This window comes from Pseudomonas sp. PSB18 (assembly GCF_014596565.1).
Taxonomy (GTDB): domain Bacteria; phylum Pseudomonadota; class Gammaproteobacteria; order Pseudomonadales; family Pseudomonadaceae; genus Aquipseudomonas.
In genome coordinates this window covers 228463-242620 of the sequence record NZ_NOIN01000006.1, presented here as the reverse complement: position 1 = coordinate 242620, position 14158 = coordinate 228463, and the positions used below count along the sequence as shown (strand labels likewise).

The following is a 14158-nucleotide window of genomic DNA, read 5'->3' as shown; positions in this document are numbered from 1 at the left end:
GAGCTTGCTCCCGCTGGACTGCGCAGCAAGCTCCTAGTGCTTGACGCCAGGGGCACGACCTCAAATGTCCTTGAGCAACCGCAGCGCATCGTAGATGGCGGCATGGGTATTACGCGCCGACACGGCGTCGCCGATCCGGAACAACTGGAAACGGCCCTCGGGGTTGGTCACGATGTTCTGGGTTTTCCCGGCGATCAGATCATGCTGTTCCACCGCACCGTTGTTGCGCGAATGGGGACGCAGCTCAAAGTACAGGTCGTCGAGGGGCAGGGTGCCGTGGTTGATCACCACCTGATCGACCACCCTTTGTTTGTGCACCTGGCCATAATCGCTGCCGAAACTCGCCACCAATTGCCCGTCGCGTTTTTCCACGGAGTCGACCCGATAGGTGACGGTAAAGGTGACGTTCAGGTCTTGCAGGCTGCGCATGTAGGGCACCAGGTTCATCGCCATTACCTCGGGCGCGAACGAACGGTCCGGTGTGACGATCTCCAGTTTCGCCCCGCTGTTGGCGATGACCTCGGCCGCCTGCAGCGCCGCGTGGTCGCCCGCGTCGTCAAAGATCAGCACGTTCTGACCGGGTTTCACGTCGCCGGAAATGATGTCCCAGGTGGACACCACCAGTTCATTGCCGTGCTTGAGCACTTCGGTGTGCGGCAAGCCACCGGTGGCGACGATCACCACGTCCGGGTTTTCCGCCAGTACCGTCTCGGCCTCGGCCCAGGTGTTGAATCGAAATTTCACGCCCAGTCGTTCGCATTGCGCCATGCGCCAGTCGATGATGCTGATCATCTCGCGGCGGCGCTCGCTCTGCGCCGTCAGGCGGATCTGGCCACCAGGTTGATCGGCCACCTCGAACACCGTGACGTCGTGGCCACGTTCGCCGGCCACCCGTGCTGCTTCCAGCCCCGCCGGGCCGGTGCCGATCACCACCACGTTGCGCTTGGTCGGTGCCTTGGATATCTCGTGGGGCATGGTGGTTTCACGCCCGGTGGCGGCGTTGTGAATGCAGTACGCGGCACCGCCCTGATAGATGCGGTCCAGGCAGTAGTTGGCACCGACGCAGGGGCGAATCTCTTCTTCGCGCTTCTCGATGATTTTGCGCACGATGTGCGGATCGGTCATGTGCGCACGGGTCATGCCGATCATGTCCACCTTGCCTGAGGCGATGGCATGGCGGGCCGTGGCAACGTCGGGAATCTTCGCGGCATGGAAGGTGGGGAAGCCGGTGGCCGAGCGGATCTCGCCGGCAAAATCCAGGTGCGGGGAGTTGCGCATGCCCTGGATCGGAATCACATCGGTGAGGCCGGCATCGGTGTCGATGTGGCCGCGAACGACGTTGAGAAAGTCGACCAGGCCGCTGTCCTTGAGCATGTGCGAGATCTGGATGCCGTCGCTCGCACCGAAGCCACCGGGCAAGTCTTCATCGCCGGTGTAGCGAACGCCCAGCAGGAAATCTTCGCCGCAACGCTGGCGGATGCCGCGCAGGACGTCGAAGGTAAAGCGCAAGCGGTTCTCCAGCGAGCCGCCGTAGGGGCCGTCAAGGTCATTGGTCAATGGTGACCAGAACTGATCCATGAGGTGTCCGTAGGCTTGCAGTTCGAGGCCATCCAGCCCGGCGGCTTTCATGCGTTCGGCGGCATCCACGTAATCCTTGATGATGCGGTCGATGTCCCAGTCTTCCAGTTTTTTCGGGAAAGACCGGTGTGACGCTTCACGACGGTGTGAAGGCGAGACCACGGGTAGCCAATCAGCCTTGTCCCAGCGCGTACGCCGCCCCAAGTGGGTCAGTTGAATCATCACCGCCGCGCCATGCTCATGGCATTCGTCGGTCAGGTCCTTCATCCATTTGACCACTTCGTCCTTGTAGGCCAGCACGTTGTTGAACACCGGCGGACTGTCGCGGGAAACCGCGGCGGAGCCTGCGGTCATGGTCAGCGCCACGCCGGCCTTTGCCCGTTCAACGTGGTACGCCCGATACAGTTCCTTGGGCATGCCGTCGACAGGGTAGGCCGGCTCATGGGAGGTGGTCATGATCCGGTTCTTGAGCGTCAGGTGTTTGATCGTATAGGGCTGCAGCAAGGGATCGCTGGACATGGTGTTGCGCTCCGGGAACAGAACATCAGGCTGGTTTTGACATAACCGTATGTTCAATGTTCATGTGTGTCAACAGTGTGTGACACACGTGTACATTTCTCTTGCGTGGCAAAAAAACCGGGACTAGTATCGGTTCGCAACCCGGTCGAACGACCTGAATGCGCGAATCATTTGCATAACTAGATCCAAGCGTTCCCTCGGAGGCGCAGGACCACTGCGCTTCACGAGGGAGCATTAGTCTTTCTGCTGCCCTGCCAATAACGATTAATACAGACGCGGAGATGCATCATGATGACGTTATTCAGCAAAACGAGTATCGGATGGCTCGCCGGCCTGGCGATGGCGTCCAGTTGCCTGATGGCTCAAGCCGAGGAACCCACTCCCATCCGGATTGGCTGGGTGAATTGGTCGGATACGGAAATCGCTGTAAAGCTGGCAGACACGGCGCTGCGAGACCACCTGAAACAACCGGTCAAATTGGTCCTGGCCGATATCGGCATCCAGTTCCAGGCGTTGGCGAACGGCAGTATCGATCTGATTCCGATGGTCTGGCTGCCAAGCACCCACAAGTCTTTTTATGACAAGTACAAAGACAAGCTTGAAGACCTCGGCTCACTGTACGAAGGGCGAATCGGCATGGCGGTGCCCACGTCCATTCCGACCAGTGAGCTCGCCAGTGTCGAAGACCTCAACAAGCCCGAAGTGCGGGAAAAACTTGGCGGCAAGATCCTCACCTCCGAAGTCGGTAATGGTCAGTACAAGCTCACGGAGAAAGCCATCCAGGAATACAAGCTCGATGGCTACAAGATGGTCGCCTCTTCGGAGTCCGGCATGCTGAGTGAGCTGGACCGTAATATCAAACGTGACAAATGGTCGTTGATCAATGCCTGGAGTCCGCACTGGATGTTCTCCAAGTGGTCGCTGCGCTATCTGGATGATCCGAAGCAGATTTTCGGCGGGGCTGAGCAGATCCACGCGGTTGCCCGCAAAGGTTTCAGTGCCGAACATCCCGACGTTGCCCGATTCTTCGCCAACTTCAAGATTCCTCAGGCTGACCTTGAGAAGTTGATGGCGACCGCCCGTGACAGTTCTGCCGACAAGGTGGTGGCTGAATACTATGCTGCCAACAAGCCGCGCTTCGAGGCCATGTTCGGCAATCAAACGGCCTCCACGACAACCGCTCAACCCTGACGGCGGCTGTCCAGAACTCGCAGGAGGTCGAGACCAGTCTTCCGTTGGCACTGCTGGATGAGTGAGCGGTGTCTAATCCACTTCGGGCTCAGAAAGGAATGGAACGATGGCTTCGCCCTTGAATGCGAATTTGATTGAAAGCGCGCAGTTGCTCCAGCGATCGCTGCATAAGCTTCTGTTGAACAGCGCGTGTCCTGGCGCCCAGGCCTGTGCCGCTTCCGTCGACGCGACTCAATGGACGTACAAACCCCCGTCGGATGCCTCGAATGCGCTGCCGAAACGCCTGCAACCCTACTTGTCCCTGGCAATCGATGCAGCACCAAGGACCCACGAGCATCTGGACGGTGTGCTGGATGCGTTAAGTCCCCTGTTGCCCCATGTCGCCTGGATCAAGCGTCAGGCCCAGGCTGGCCAGGACGATTCGTTCGTGCAGAGGCATCGTCATGGGATGATCACTGGCCCCACGGGATTGTTCGAGTGTCCTTCTCTGACCTTGGGCTTGGCGATCATGGCGCCGGATACCTGCTACCCCTTTCACCAGCATCCTCCGGCCGAGTTCTACCTCGTGCTTTCGCCGGGCGAATGGTACCGGGAGGGCGTCGGCTGGTGGAGCCCCGGAGCTGGCGGCGTTGTGTTCAATCCCCCATCGTGCATCCATGCCATGAGGTCGGCGAACGTGCCGCTCCTGGCGCTTTGGGGGTTGATTCATTAATGCCTCGCTGCTGACCAGTCGGACGTTCGCACGTCACCGCTGGATCAGCAGCCTTCGAATCCACGGCGCATGATCAGCACCGACACCTCGTAGGTGAGCACTTTTCTAAGGTTGTCGGTGAACACTTCAACCGCCAGGACAACCCAGCCTCGGTCATTTCTCCGGGGGTGGGAGGTTGAGGTCAGTACCTTGGCGCCGATGCTGATCACATCCCCCGGCAGCACCGGGGACAACATCCGGAATTTATCGAACTGTCCACCCGCGACGATGCGGGTCCGCAGGTACAAGACCTCGCACATGAGGCGTTGCACGATCGCGAAGGTCTGTATCCCGCTGGCACAGTGAACGCCGAGGGGGCTTTTGCGAGCCTGCTCCGGGTCAATGTGCATGTCCAGGGGGTCATACTCCAAGGCAAAGGCGATGATCTCTTCTTCACTCATCGCTTCAGGCCGAGATGCCGTCCATGTATGGCCTGGCTTGAAGTCTTCCCAGAAGAGCGTTGCGTGCGTCATGGGGTCAATCCCCTCATTTGTTTTTCAAACCACGAGTCCTTTACAAGTCCCCCTGATCTTGGAGAGCGTACTTGACTGCGGCAATGTTCAAATACCTCAGCCCAAGTGAACGTTTTGGACATTGACAGAGGAATGCGGGCAATCGAACGTGGTTATGATCGAGCCAGGATCCCGCCGGCAAAGCCACGTAGCGCGGACCGGTGAAGGCAGTCCCGTCCGCACATGGCTTTATGGAGAAAAGATGGCACAGGCTCAATACAAGGGGACCACTTCAATCGGATTGGTACGTGAAGCGTTGTCCGGCGCGATTCAACGTGGCCTGGATGTACAACCGATTCTGCAGTTCGCCCGTATTGACCCTGAACTTCTGAACGCCCCGCAGGCGCGAGTCGAGGCGTCCGCCTTTTCCCGTCTGTGGATCGCCTTGTCGGATCAGTTGGATGACGAGTTTTTCGGAATCGATAGTCATCCGATGCGCAGGGGAAGCTTCCAACTGATGTGCCATGCCGTCATCGGATGCCGTTCCCTGGAACACGCTTTACAGCGCATCCTGGCTTTTCTTCGAAGCATTCTCGATGACATCTACGGGACGCTGGAGATCGAGGGAGATGAGGCGCGGATCATCATTCATGACCATGGGATCGAGCGCCGCCTATTTGCCTATGGCACTTGGCTGATCCTGGTGCACGGCCTGCTTTGTTGGTTGGCCAACAGGAGAATCCCGTTGCAGGAAGTGCGCTTTCGACCCGCCCGTCCAGAGGACGACAGCGACTACCGGATGCGTTTTTGTGCGGACATCGAATACGGTTCGGCGACGACGTGGATTCGCTTTGACCGTAGTTTCCTGAGCCTGAAAATTGCCCAGAACAACAGTCATCTGTCCGCCTTTCTTCGCGAAGCGCCCGGCAATCTTTTGGTGAAGTACCGCAACGATGAAAGCCTGAGTGCTTTGATTCGGCATCGTCTGCGAGAGCAAGGCCCAGATGATTGGCCGGAGTTGGATGCAATCGCCAAAGACCTGCGAATCTCCAGCTCGACCTTCCAGCGCCGTCTCCAGGCCGAAGGCACCAGCTATCAACGTCTGAAAGACGATCTTCGGCGGGACATGGCAATCAACCTGTTGAGCCGGGCTGAGCTGAGTGTGAGCGATGTCGCGGCCCTCACCGGATTTCAGGAAACCAGTGCGTTTCACCGCGCCTTCAAGAAGTGGACGGGCGTCAGCCCAGGGGCCTATCGCAGTAATCCCGCCGCTCCCTAGCGGCCTGTACTTGCCTTGATGCCAGTCAGTTAAAGACCAAACGGTGCAAGTCCCGTGGGAACAAGCTTTGCTTCCACGGTTTGTGGCTTGACTGGCAAGTCCATCGGGTGCCCGGATCGGTCATTCACAACGATGTCTTCGGGCATGGGCCAACTTCATTTTGAATTCTAGGATGCGTCACAGGTAGCCCAACAGATCGGCAACCCCTGTGCACTTCTCCAATAAGAACAAGATCGAAGGAGACACCCTATGCAATCGGTCAATGTGTATGCGCTCACGGGCGACTCAAGGTTCAATCGCTTCCATGGTCTTATCCTGTTCTGGTGCGTGCTCATTCTGATTATCGATGGGTATGACCTGGCTGTCGTGGGCGCGGCATTGCCGGCCATCATGACTGATATGAACATTGAACCGACCAGTGCGGGAGTCATGGCCGGCTCCGCGCTGTTCGGAACCATGCTCGGGGCAATCTTCCTCGGGACGTTGGCAGACCGCATCGGTCGGCCGAGGATGGTCGCCATCTGCGTGGCGCTGTTCAGTCTTTTCACCGCCGCGGCGGGCCTCACGAACGATCCGATCAGTTTCAGCACCGCGCGGTTTATCGCCGGTCTTGGCATTGGCGGCGTCCTGCCGATCTGTACGGCGCAAATGGGCGAGTTCTCTCCCATCAAGTTGCGTACCCGCATGGTGACGCTGGTGTTCGCAGGCTATTCGGTCGGGGGCATTCTGGTGGCCCTGACCGCCAAGCAACTCATCGAAAGCCATGGCTGGCAGTCGGTTTTCTATGTGGCGGGCCTGCCGGTGTTCTTGATCCCCTTCATCTTGAAAACCATGCCCGAGTCCATTGGGAATCTGCTCAAGAAGGGGCGCCAGGACGAGCTGCGTGCAATCGCCCGGAAAATCGATCCGGGGCTGGTGATCAGTGACGACGCGGTCATGACCGGCAACGCGGAAGTATTGGACAAGCAGGAAGCGCCGGTTCGAAATCTCTTTCGAGACGGCCGAGGGTTCAGCACCGTAATGATCTGGGCGGCTTTCATGACCGGCCTGTTCATGGTCTACGCACTCAACTCCTGGCTCACCAAGTTGATGGCCATGGCCGGGTTCAGCCTCGGGTCTGCGCTGAACTTCGTCATCGTCTTCAACGTGGGGGCGATAGCGGGTGCGCTCGGGGGCGGTTGGCTCAGCGACAAGTTGAATATCAAGCATGTACTGGTCGCGTTTTATCTGATCGGTGCAATCGCGTTGACGGTGTTGGGATACACCCGGTCCACGAGCCTGTTATTTGCAGTCGTATTCATCGTCGGTGCATCGACCCTGGGCACGCAGCTTCTGGCGTATGCCTATGCGGGCGATTTCTACCCTTCGACCATTCGCTCTACCGGCGTCGGTTTCGCCTCCGGGGTTGGCCGTGTCGGCGCCATCGTCGCGCCGGTGCTCATTGGCTGGTTGGTGTCGATCAAGTTGCCCCTCGAACAGAACTTCATGGCGATCAGCCTGGCCGGTCTCATTGGCGCCGCCGCCGTTTCCCTGATCAATCAGACCCGCGCCGATTCGGCCCGCGTGCGAAAGGCCGCTGCGCTGCCTGGCTGACCCTACGGTTGAAACGCCGAGGCTTTCCTGAATTCGTCACCCATGGGAAAAGAGCATGAACCGCTTATCACAACCTCCACTCTCGCCTGAATTGCTGAGTCGAACGGTGGATTGGGCGATCACCACGCGTCGCAGCATGAGGGCCTATTTGCCAACCCCGGTGCCGCTCGAAGAGGTCGAAGCCATTCTCGACATCGCTCGTTTCTGTCCCACCGGCGTGAACATGCAGCCGTGGCGGGTCCACGTGGTGACGGGGGAGGTCAAGGACCAGCTGTCCCAGGTCATCGCCCAGCTCGATGACGATCCGGCGTCGAGTCTTGGCCTTGAAGATGCCTACGAGTATTACCCCCGCCAATGGGTCACGCCTTACATCGACAGGAAGAGACAGGTGGGGTGGGAGTTGTACGGCCTGCTGGGTATTGAAAAGGGCGACAAGCAACGCATGCATCAGCAGCACGGTCGCAATTATCGATTTTTCGATGCGCCGGTGGGCCTGCTGTTCACCATCGATCGAGTGCTTCAGAAAGGGAGTTTGCTCGACTACGGCATGTTCCTGCAGAGCGTGATGGTCGCGGCCCGTGGCAGAGGATTGCATACCTGTCCCCAAGCCGCCTTCTTGAAGTATCACCAAGTGATTGCCGAGTTACTCGGTATCCCCTCCGATCAGATGCTGGTGTGCGGTATGAGCCTTGGCTATGCGGACGAGTCCAGCCTGGAAAACAGCCTGGTGACTGATCGAGAGCCGGTGAGCGCGTTCGCAACGTTCCATCACAATAATAAGGAGTCAGTGGTATGAGTCGTGAAGCCTATGAGTACGGTCTCGACCGAAGTCCTGCGAACCATCTGCCTCTCACGCCTCTTGGGTTCCTGGACCGCGCGGCACTGGTGCACCCAAGTCGGGTTGCGGTCATTCATGGCGATCTACGCAGAACCTGGGCTGAAACCCGCGACCGCGCCTTTCGCCTCGCCTCTGCACTGGTCGCCAGAGGAATCGGGAAGGGCGACACGGTTTCGATTCTATCGCCTAACACGCCCGCGATGTTCGAAGCGCATTACGGTGTGCCTTTATCCGGCGCGGTTCTGAACTGCGTCAACTATCGGCTGGATGCAGAGGGCGTGGCGTTCATTCTTCGTCACGGGGAGTGCAAGGTGCTCTTTGTCGATCGCGAATTTGCCGCGCTGGCCGGGGCGGCTACCGAACTGCTTGAGGAGCGCCCGATAGTTGTCGATATCAACGATCATCTGGCGCCGGTGGGCTCAGCGATCGGTGAAATCGATTATGAGTCGCTGCTGCATGAAGGCGATCCTGAGTTTGCTGGCGTTTGGCCGGCTGATGAATGGCAACCCATCGCGCTCAATTACACCTCTGGCACCACCGGCGACCCTAAAGGGGTGGTTGCCAGTCATCGGGGAACGTACCTGATGAGCATGCTGCAACTCACCAACTGGCCGGTCTCCAGAGCGCCGCGCTATTTGTGGACGCTCCCGATGTTTCATGCCAACGGATGGTGTTTTACCTGGGCGATCACGGCGGCGGCGGGTACGCATGTGTGCCTTCGCAAGGTCTCTGCAGACGCCGTGTTCGATGCCATCGAACAACATGGGATCGATCATTTCTGTGCCGCGCCCATTGTCATGGCGATGATTGCCAACTCAACGGCGCGACCACCGCTGGCGTCTCCGGTGCGGGTATTGACTGCTGGTTCACCACCCCCCGCGGCGGTATTGAATGCGGTCGTCTCGCTCGGTTTCGATGTTGACCACGTCTACGGGATCACCGAGGTCTGTGGCACGCCTGTCAGTTGCGTATGGCAGGACGATTGGTCTGATCGCCCATCGTCTGAGCAGAGCTCGCTTCGGGTACGCCAGGGCGCGCGAGCGGCCGCATTCGAAGGGTTGATGGTGGCGGATGCCGAGACCTTCGAGCCTGTCCCGCACGACGGCCGGACCACCGGTGAACTGTTGCTTCGCGGCAATACGGTGATGATGGGCTACCTGAAAAACCCCCGTGCAAACGAAAAGGCGTTTGGCGGCGGTTGGTTCCATACGGGCGACGTCGCAGTGGTGCATGAGAATGGTTATGTACAGATCACTGATCGCTGTAAGGACGTGATCATCTCGGGTGGGGAAAATATCTCGTCCATCGAAATCGAGGACGTGATTCATGGCCATCCGGCGGTGTTGCATGCGGCAGTGGTCGCTCAGCCCGACGATAAATGGGGCGAGGTGCCTTGTGCGTTCATCGAACTCAAGGTCGGCGTAACGCCGCCCGGTGAAGCGGAACTGATTGCCTTCTGCCAGGAACGTTTGGCGCGGTTCAAGTGCCCGCGCAGGGTCGTGTTCATGGAACTGCCGAAAACGGCGACCGGGAAAATCCAGAAATTCATTCTTCGCGAACAAGCGGGAAGTCGGGAAGCGATTATTCGACTGGCGTCGGGAGGGTAAGTCCTCGGCTATAGAGCGAGCCGTCCCTGGCTCGTTCAGGCAATTTTGTTTAGAACTTGAACCGTCCCACCAAGCCTCTCAGTTGACCGGAAATGTCCGTCAGGCGGCCCGAACCGGTCTGTGCCGAGTGGGCAAATTCCTCGACCAACTGCGCATCGGCATGGATCTGCGCGATGTGCCGGTTGATGTCTTCGGCCACTTGGTGCTGTTCCTCGGCGGCGGTGGCGATCTGAGTGTTCTGGTCGCGAATCGAGTCCACCGAGTTGCGGATCTTGTCGAAACTGTCGCGGGCCTGCTGGATACGTTCCACGCTGGTTTGCGACACCTGCAGGCTGCTCTGCATCTGCTGGGTCACTTCCTGGGTACGGCGGGCCAGGTTACCGAGCAGGCTGTCGATCTCGCCGGTGGAGTCGGCGGTGCGCCGTGCCAGGGCTCGCACTTCATCGGCTACCACGGCGAAACCGCGACCCTGATCGCCGGCGCGTGCGGCTTCGATGGCGGCGTTGAGGGCCAGCAGGTTGGTCTGCTCGGCAATCGAGCGGATGGTGTCGAGGATGGTGTTGATGTTCTTGCTGTCCTGCTCGAGCGCCTGCATGGTCTGGGTCGACTGTTGCAGGTCTTCGCTCAGTTTCAGCACGCTGCCGGTGGCTTCGCCGATGTGGTGCTGGCCGTCATGCACGTCACGGTAGCCGGTGTCCGCGCTGGTGGCGGCCTGGCTGCAGGAGCGGGCCACTTCGTTGGCGGTCGCGACCATTTCATTGAAGGCGGTACTGACCAGCTCCACCGCCTGGCGCTGGCGGCCGGCGGCTTCGTTCATGTTGGTGGCGACTTCGCTGGTGTCGGCCGCAGCGCTTTGCAAATCGGAGGAAGCACTGCCGATTCGCTGTACCAACTGCGCAATCATACCCAGGAACTGGTTGAACCAGCTGGCTAGGGTGGCCGTTTCGTCCTTGCCTTGTACGGAGAGTTGACGGGTGAGGTCGCCTTCACCTTCGGCGATTTCCTGCAAGCCGTTTGCAACGCCGCGAATCGGTCGCACGATGACGCTGGCGAAGCTGGCGCCGACCACGGCGAAGATCACAGCCAGTACAGCCGCGATAATGGCGATCAACCAGGTCAGGCTGGAGGCTTCGGCCATGACTTCGTCGCTTTTGATCAGGCCGATGAAGCGCCAGCCCAGGGTCTTGGAGGTCACGATGTTGACCATGTAGGACACGCCATCGATCTCGACCTGGGTCATGCCATCGCTGCTCTTGGCCAGCGCCGCGTAGTTGGGGCCGAGGTCGGCGAGGGGCTTGAAGTTGTGCTTGGCGTCGTGGGCATCCACCAGTACGTTGCCGTTCCCCTCGACGAGGATGAGGTAGCCGCTTTCGCCCAGCTTGATGTTCTTGACCAGTTCGGTCAGTTGCTTGAGCGACACGTCGAGGCCGACGACGCCCACCAGCTTGCCGGCAGCGTCTGACACCGTGTGAACGATGCCGATCAGCGAAATATCATCCGGCGCCCAGTAATAGGCATCTGTACGCACAGTCACGCCAGGCGAGGCGATGGCGGCCTTGTACCATGGGCGCACGCGAGGGTCGTAGTTGGAGATCTTGGGGTCATCAGGCCAGCTGGCGTAGCCGCCATCGGCAAGGCCCACGGAAAGATAGGCAGTGGTCGGGTGGCTCTTGGCGAAGCGGTCGAAAATATCCAGGAGCTGTTTATTGGTTTCAGGGAGTGGCGTTTGTGCAGCGTCGGCGGCGGAATAGTTTTTCAGGTCCTTTGCCGCCACGATCCGCGGGTCCTTGGCGAAGAATTCGACGTTCTGACTGATGCCATCGAAGAACGTCTTCATGCCATTGTCGATCTGCCGGATTTCCCGGCCGCTGCTGTCGAGGAAGTTGGTTTTTGCCGCTTCGCGCAGGTTCAGCACGACGAGCACCGCCACCAGGACGACCGGAAGGCAGGCGATGGTCGCGAACGCCCATGTCAGCTTCTGTTTGATATTCATGACTTCTCCCGCGGGTATTTATAAGTGTTGGGTCGGCGGAAACAATGGCGGTGTACGTTGCGAGTGCTGGAAAGAAAGCGCCCATGTCTACTCTCAGCCTATCGACTAAAGGCGAGCAGACTTTAGAGCCGCAGGTACTTAAAGGCGTCCCGCGTCGCTAATCCACACGATGGCGACGTTCCCCACACCATGGCCCCTTGCCTGAGATGCGAGAGTGACGCAAGTCTGATCGTCTTCAGGAAAGAGGCCCTATGCCAAGCGCATTCGAGAGCGTACTTAAAAACAAGAACATGGCTTATCGGCCACTCGGCGCGCCGGGGGTCGATCAGGCTCCCACCCGTGTCGCGTTCGTGTTGATGGACAATTTCTCGATGATGTCCTTCACCGGTGCGGTGGATGCCCTGGTAACGGCCAACCTGATGTGTGACATGCCCCTCTACGAGATTCTGACGGTCGGCGTGTCGGGGAGCCAGGTGACGAGTGACCTGGGGATTGTCATTTCCACCGACCTCGAGCTGGCGCAATTGCCGGAAAACCAGGACGTTCTCATCGTCGCCGGGGGCTTTCGCGTGAAGCTGCAAGGCGTACCCCTGCTGCGGCGCAAGCTGCGCGCCAATGCGGCATCGGGGGCGATACTGGGAGGGCTGTGGAACGGGGTTTTCTTCGTTGCCGACGCCAGCCTGCTGGACGGTTTCGAATGCGCCGTTCACCCGGAAAGCCGAGCGATGATGGTGGAGGTCTTCCCCCATGTGAAGGTATCGAGCCGGGCCTATGTCGTCGACCGCGGACGGGTTAGTTGTGCCGGCGCAAACAGTTCGCTGCGCATGATGCTCCAGTTGATCCGCCAGACGGGAGGGGAGGCCCTGGTGGGGGCCATCGAGGAAATTTTGCGGTGTGACGAATCGGGCGATGCGTCGGATTTGCCGCCGGTCTTCGTCGAGACGGACCCGAGGCTGCCGGAAAGCCTCAAGCTGGCGCTGGAGTTGATGTGGCAAAACATCGAAGAGCCATTGACCATCGATGAACTGGCGGCCTGCGTGAAGATTTCCAAGCGTCAGCTGGAGCGGCGCTTCTGCAGCTTTCTCGGTGCGACCCCAACCCGTTACTACCTGGAATTGCGCCTGACCCGGGCACGCCAACTCATCCAACAGACGAATCGATCGATGACAGAAGTCGCCGTGGCGACGGGCTTTGTCAGCTCCCCGCATTTCCAACGGCGTTTCCGGGATTTTTTCGGCGTTCCGCCTGGCAGCTATCGTTCGACGTTTGGGCGAAAGTAGGGGCCGGGGCAGCGACGTGTTCGCGGGGTATCAGCCGGCTTGCATCCATGCCGGCCGATATTCCACTGTCGTAAGCAAGCTCGCTCCCCCGGTGAGGGGCTCATGGCATCTGCGGCAGTTCCTGTGGCCGCAGATCGAACACCAGCACCTCGGCATCCTGGCCGTTGCTCAAGGTCAGCACTTGCTCCTTGCGCACTCGGACGCCATCGCCTTCCTGTAGCGACACGCCATTGAGTTCGACGTTGCCCCGGGCGACATGCACATAGGCATAGCGATCAGGTGCCAATGTCAGGGTGGCGCTTTCGCTGCCATCGAACAGCCCGGCATAGACCCGTGCATCCTGGCGCACCTCAAGGGAACCGTCGGCGCCGTCCGGCGAAATGATCAATTGCAGGCGACCGCGTTTCTGCCCGGCGCTGAAATGCTCCTGTTGGTAGCGTGGCTTGGCGCCGCTGACGTTCGGCACGATCCAGATCTGCAGGAAGTGCACTGGCTCATCCGCGCTGTGGTTGAACTCGCTGTGAGCTACGCCACTGCCGGCGCTCATCAATTGCACATCCCCCGGACGAATGACCGAGCCCGTACCCAGGGTGTCTTTGTGTTCCAGCGCGCCTTCGAGCACATAGGAAAAAATCTCCATGTCCCGGTGGGGGTGCTGGCCGAAACCCTTGGCGGCGGCGACCCGGTCGTCGTTGATGACCAGCAGGTCGGAGAAGCCTTGTTGATTGAGGTCACGGTAGTTGGCGAAGGAAAAGGTGTGGAACGAGGTCAGCCAGCCGTGACGGGCGATTCCGCGGTCCGCAGCTTTGCGAAGGGTCAGCATGGTAGTTCTCCTGGTTCAGTGAGCGACGGCTTTGGCCGTTCGCCGGGGACTGAAGAAGGTTAATGGTTATGCCATCGCTTAATAAGTAGGTGGAAAACGAAAGACTGTCACTTATAGGTGGACAATAAGCAGGCCTGTCAGCCGGCGCGGTGCGTTAACATGATGTCGAAGCCGCGCCTGATACTAAATCGGACCTGTGGGAGCGAGCCTGCTCGCGATGGCGTTGATGCAGTCAGCATCCCTGCAAGCTGACC

Annotated in this window: 10 protein-coding genes and 2 pseudogenes; 7 read left to right on the top strand and 5 right to left on the bottom strand. The window is 59.4% G+C overall.

Annotated elements, in window-relative coordinates:
• Positions 1-60 precede the first annotated feature (60 nt).
• Positions 61-2097 carry an NADH:flavin oxidoreductase gene (locus CGA22_RS16310; protein ID WP_041024357.1) on the bottom strand — a complete coding sequence of 679 codons (2037 nt, stop codon included), beginning with the start codon at positions 2095-2097 and terminating at the stop codon, positions 61-63.
• 288 nt (positions 2098-2385) lie between these two features.
• On the opposite strand from CGA22_RS16310, the gene CGA22_RS16305 reads away from it, so the two are divergent.
• Positions 2386-3288, top strand: a complete 903-nt coding sequence (locus tag CGA22_RS16305; RefSeq protein WP_041024356.1) for a glycine betaine ABC transporter substrate-binding protein — start codon at positions 2386-2388, stop codon at positions 3286-3288.
• A 106-nt stretch (positions 3289-3394) separates the two neighbouring features.
• A complete protein-coding gene (locus CGA22_RS16300; protein WP_041024355.1) occupies positions 3395-4000 on the top strand; it encodes a dimethylsulfonioproprionate lyase family protein in 606 nt (201 codons plus the stop codon).
• Positions 4001-4044: 44 nt separating this feature from the next.
• Here the strand turns inward: CGA22_RS16300 and CGA22_RS16295 are convergent, their stop codons facing one another.
• Complete coding sequence (locus tag CGA22_RS16295) at positions 4045-4512, bottom strand: MaoC/PaaZ C-terminal domain-containing protein (RefSeq protein WP_041024354.1); 468 nt, start codon at positions 4510-4512, stop codon at positions 4045-4047.
• 241 nt (positions 4513-4753) lie between these two features.
• Between CGA22_RS16295 and CGA22_RS16290 the strand changes: the two genes are divergently transcribed.
• From CGA22_RS16290 to CGA22_RS16275, 4 genes are all read left to right on the top strand, one after another.
• Positions 4754-5770 (top strand): AraC family transcriptional regulator, encoded by a 1017-nt coding sequence (locus CGA22_RS16290; protein WP_041024353.1) that lies wholly within the window; start codon positions 4754-4756, stop codon positions 5768-5770.
• A gap of 249 nt (positions 5771-6019) precedes the next feature.
• Entirely contained in the window at positions 6020-7363 is a 1344-nt protein-coding gene (locus tag CGA22_RS16285) for an MFS transporter (RefSeq protein ID WP_041024352.1), read from the top strand.
• Positions 7364-7418: 55 nt separating this feature from the next.
• On the top strand, positions 7419-8159 hold the full coding sequence (locus CGA22_RS16280; protein ID WP_041024351.1) for a nitroreductase: 741 nt from the start codon (positions 7419-7421) through the stop codon (positions 8157-8159).
• The gene (locus CGA22_RS16275; protein ID WP_041024350.1) at positions 8156-9808 is read left to right on the top strand and encodes an AMP-binding protein; all 1653 of its coding nucleotides are present in this window, start codon (positions 8156-8158) and stop codon (positions 9806-9808) included. The genes CGA22_RS16280 and CGA22_RS16275 overlap by 4 nt, the downstream gene beginning before the upstream one ends.
• Positions 9809-9857: 49 nt before the next feature.
• On the opposite strand, the pseudogene CGA22_RS27515 reads toward CGA22_RS16275, so the two are convergent.
• Together CGA22_RS27515 and CGA22_RS27510 are read right to left on the bottom strand one after the other, a co-directional pair.
• A pseudogene (locus tag CGA22_RS27515) lies at positions 9858-10394 on the bottom strand (methyl-accepting chemotaxis protein); the annotation flags it as partial.
• A 324-nt stretch (positions 10395-10718) separates the two neighbouring features.
• Positions 10719-11801, bottom strand: a pseudogene (locus CGA22_RS27510) (cache domain-containing protein); the annotation flags it as partial.
• A gap of 251 nt (positions 11802-12052) precedes the next feature.
• Here CGA22_RS27510 and CGA22_RS16265 point away from each other — a divergent pair.
• Positions 12053-13081, top strand: a complete 1029-nt coding sequence (locus CGA22_RS16265; RefSeq protein WP_041024348.1) for a GlxA family transcriptional regulator — start codon at positions 12053-12055, stop codon at positions 13079-13081.
• 100 nt (positions 13082-13181) lie between these two features.
• Here CGA22_RS16265 and CGA22_RS16260 read toward each other — a convergent pair whose 3' ends face one another.
• Positions 13182-13904: a pirin family protein gene (locus CGA22_RS16260; protein ID WP_041024347.1), complete on the bottom strand. Its 723-nt coding sequence runs from the start codon at positions 13902-13904 to the stop codon at positions 13182-13184.
• Positions 13905-14158 lie beyond the last annotated feature (254 nt).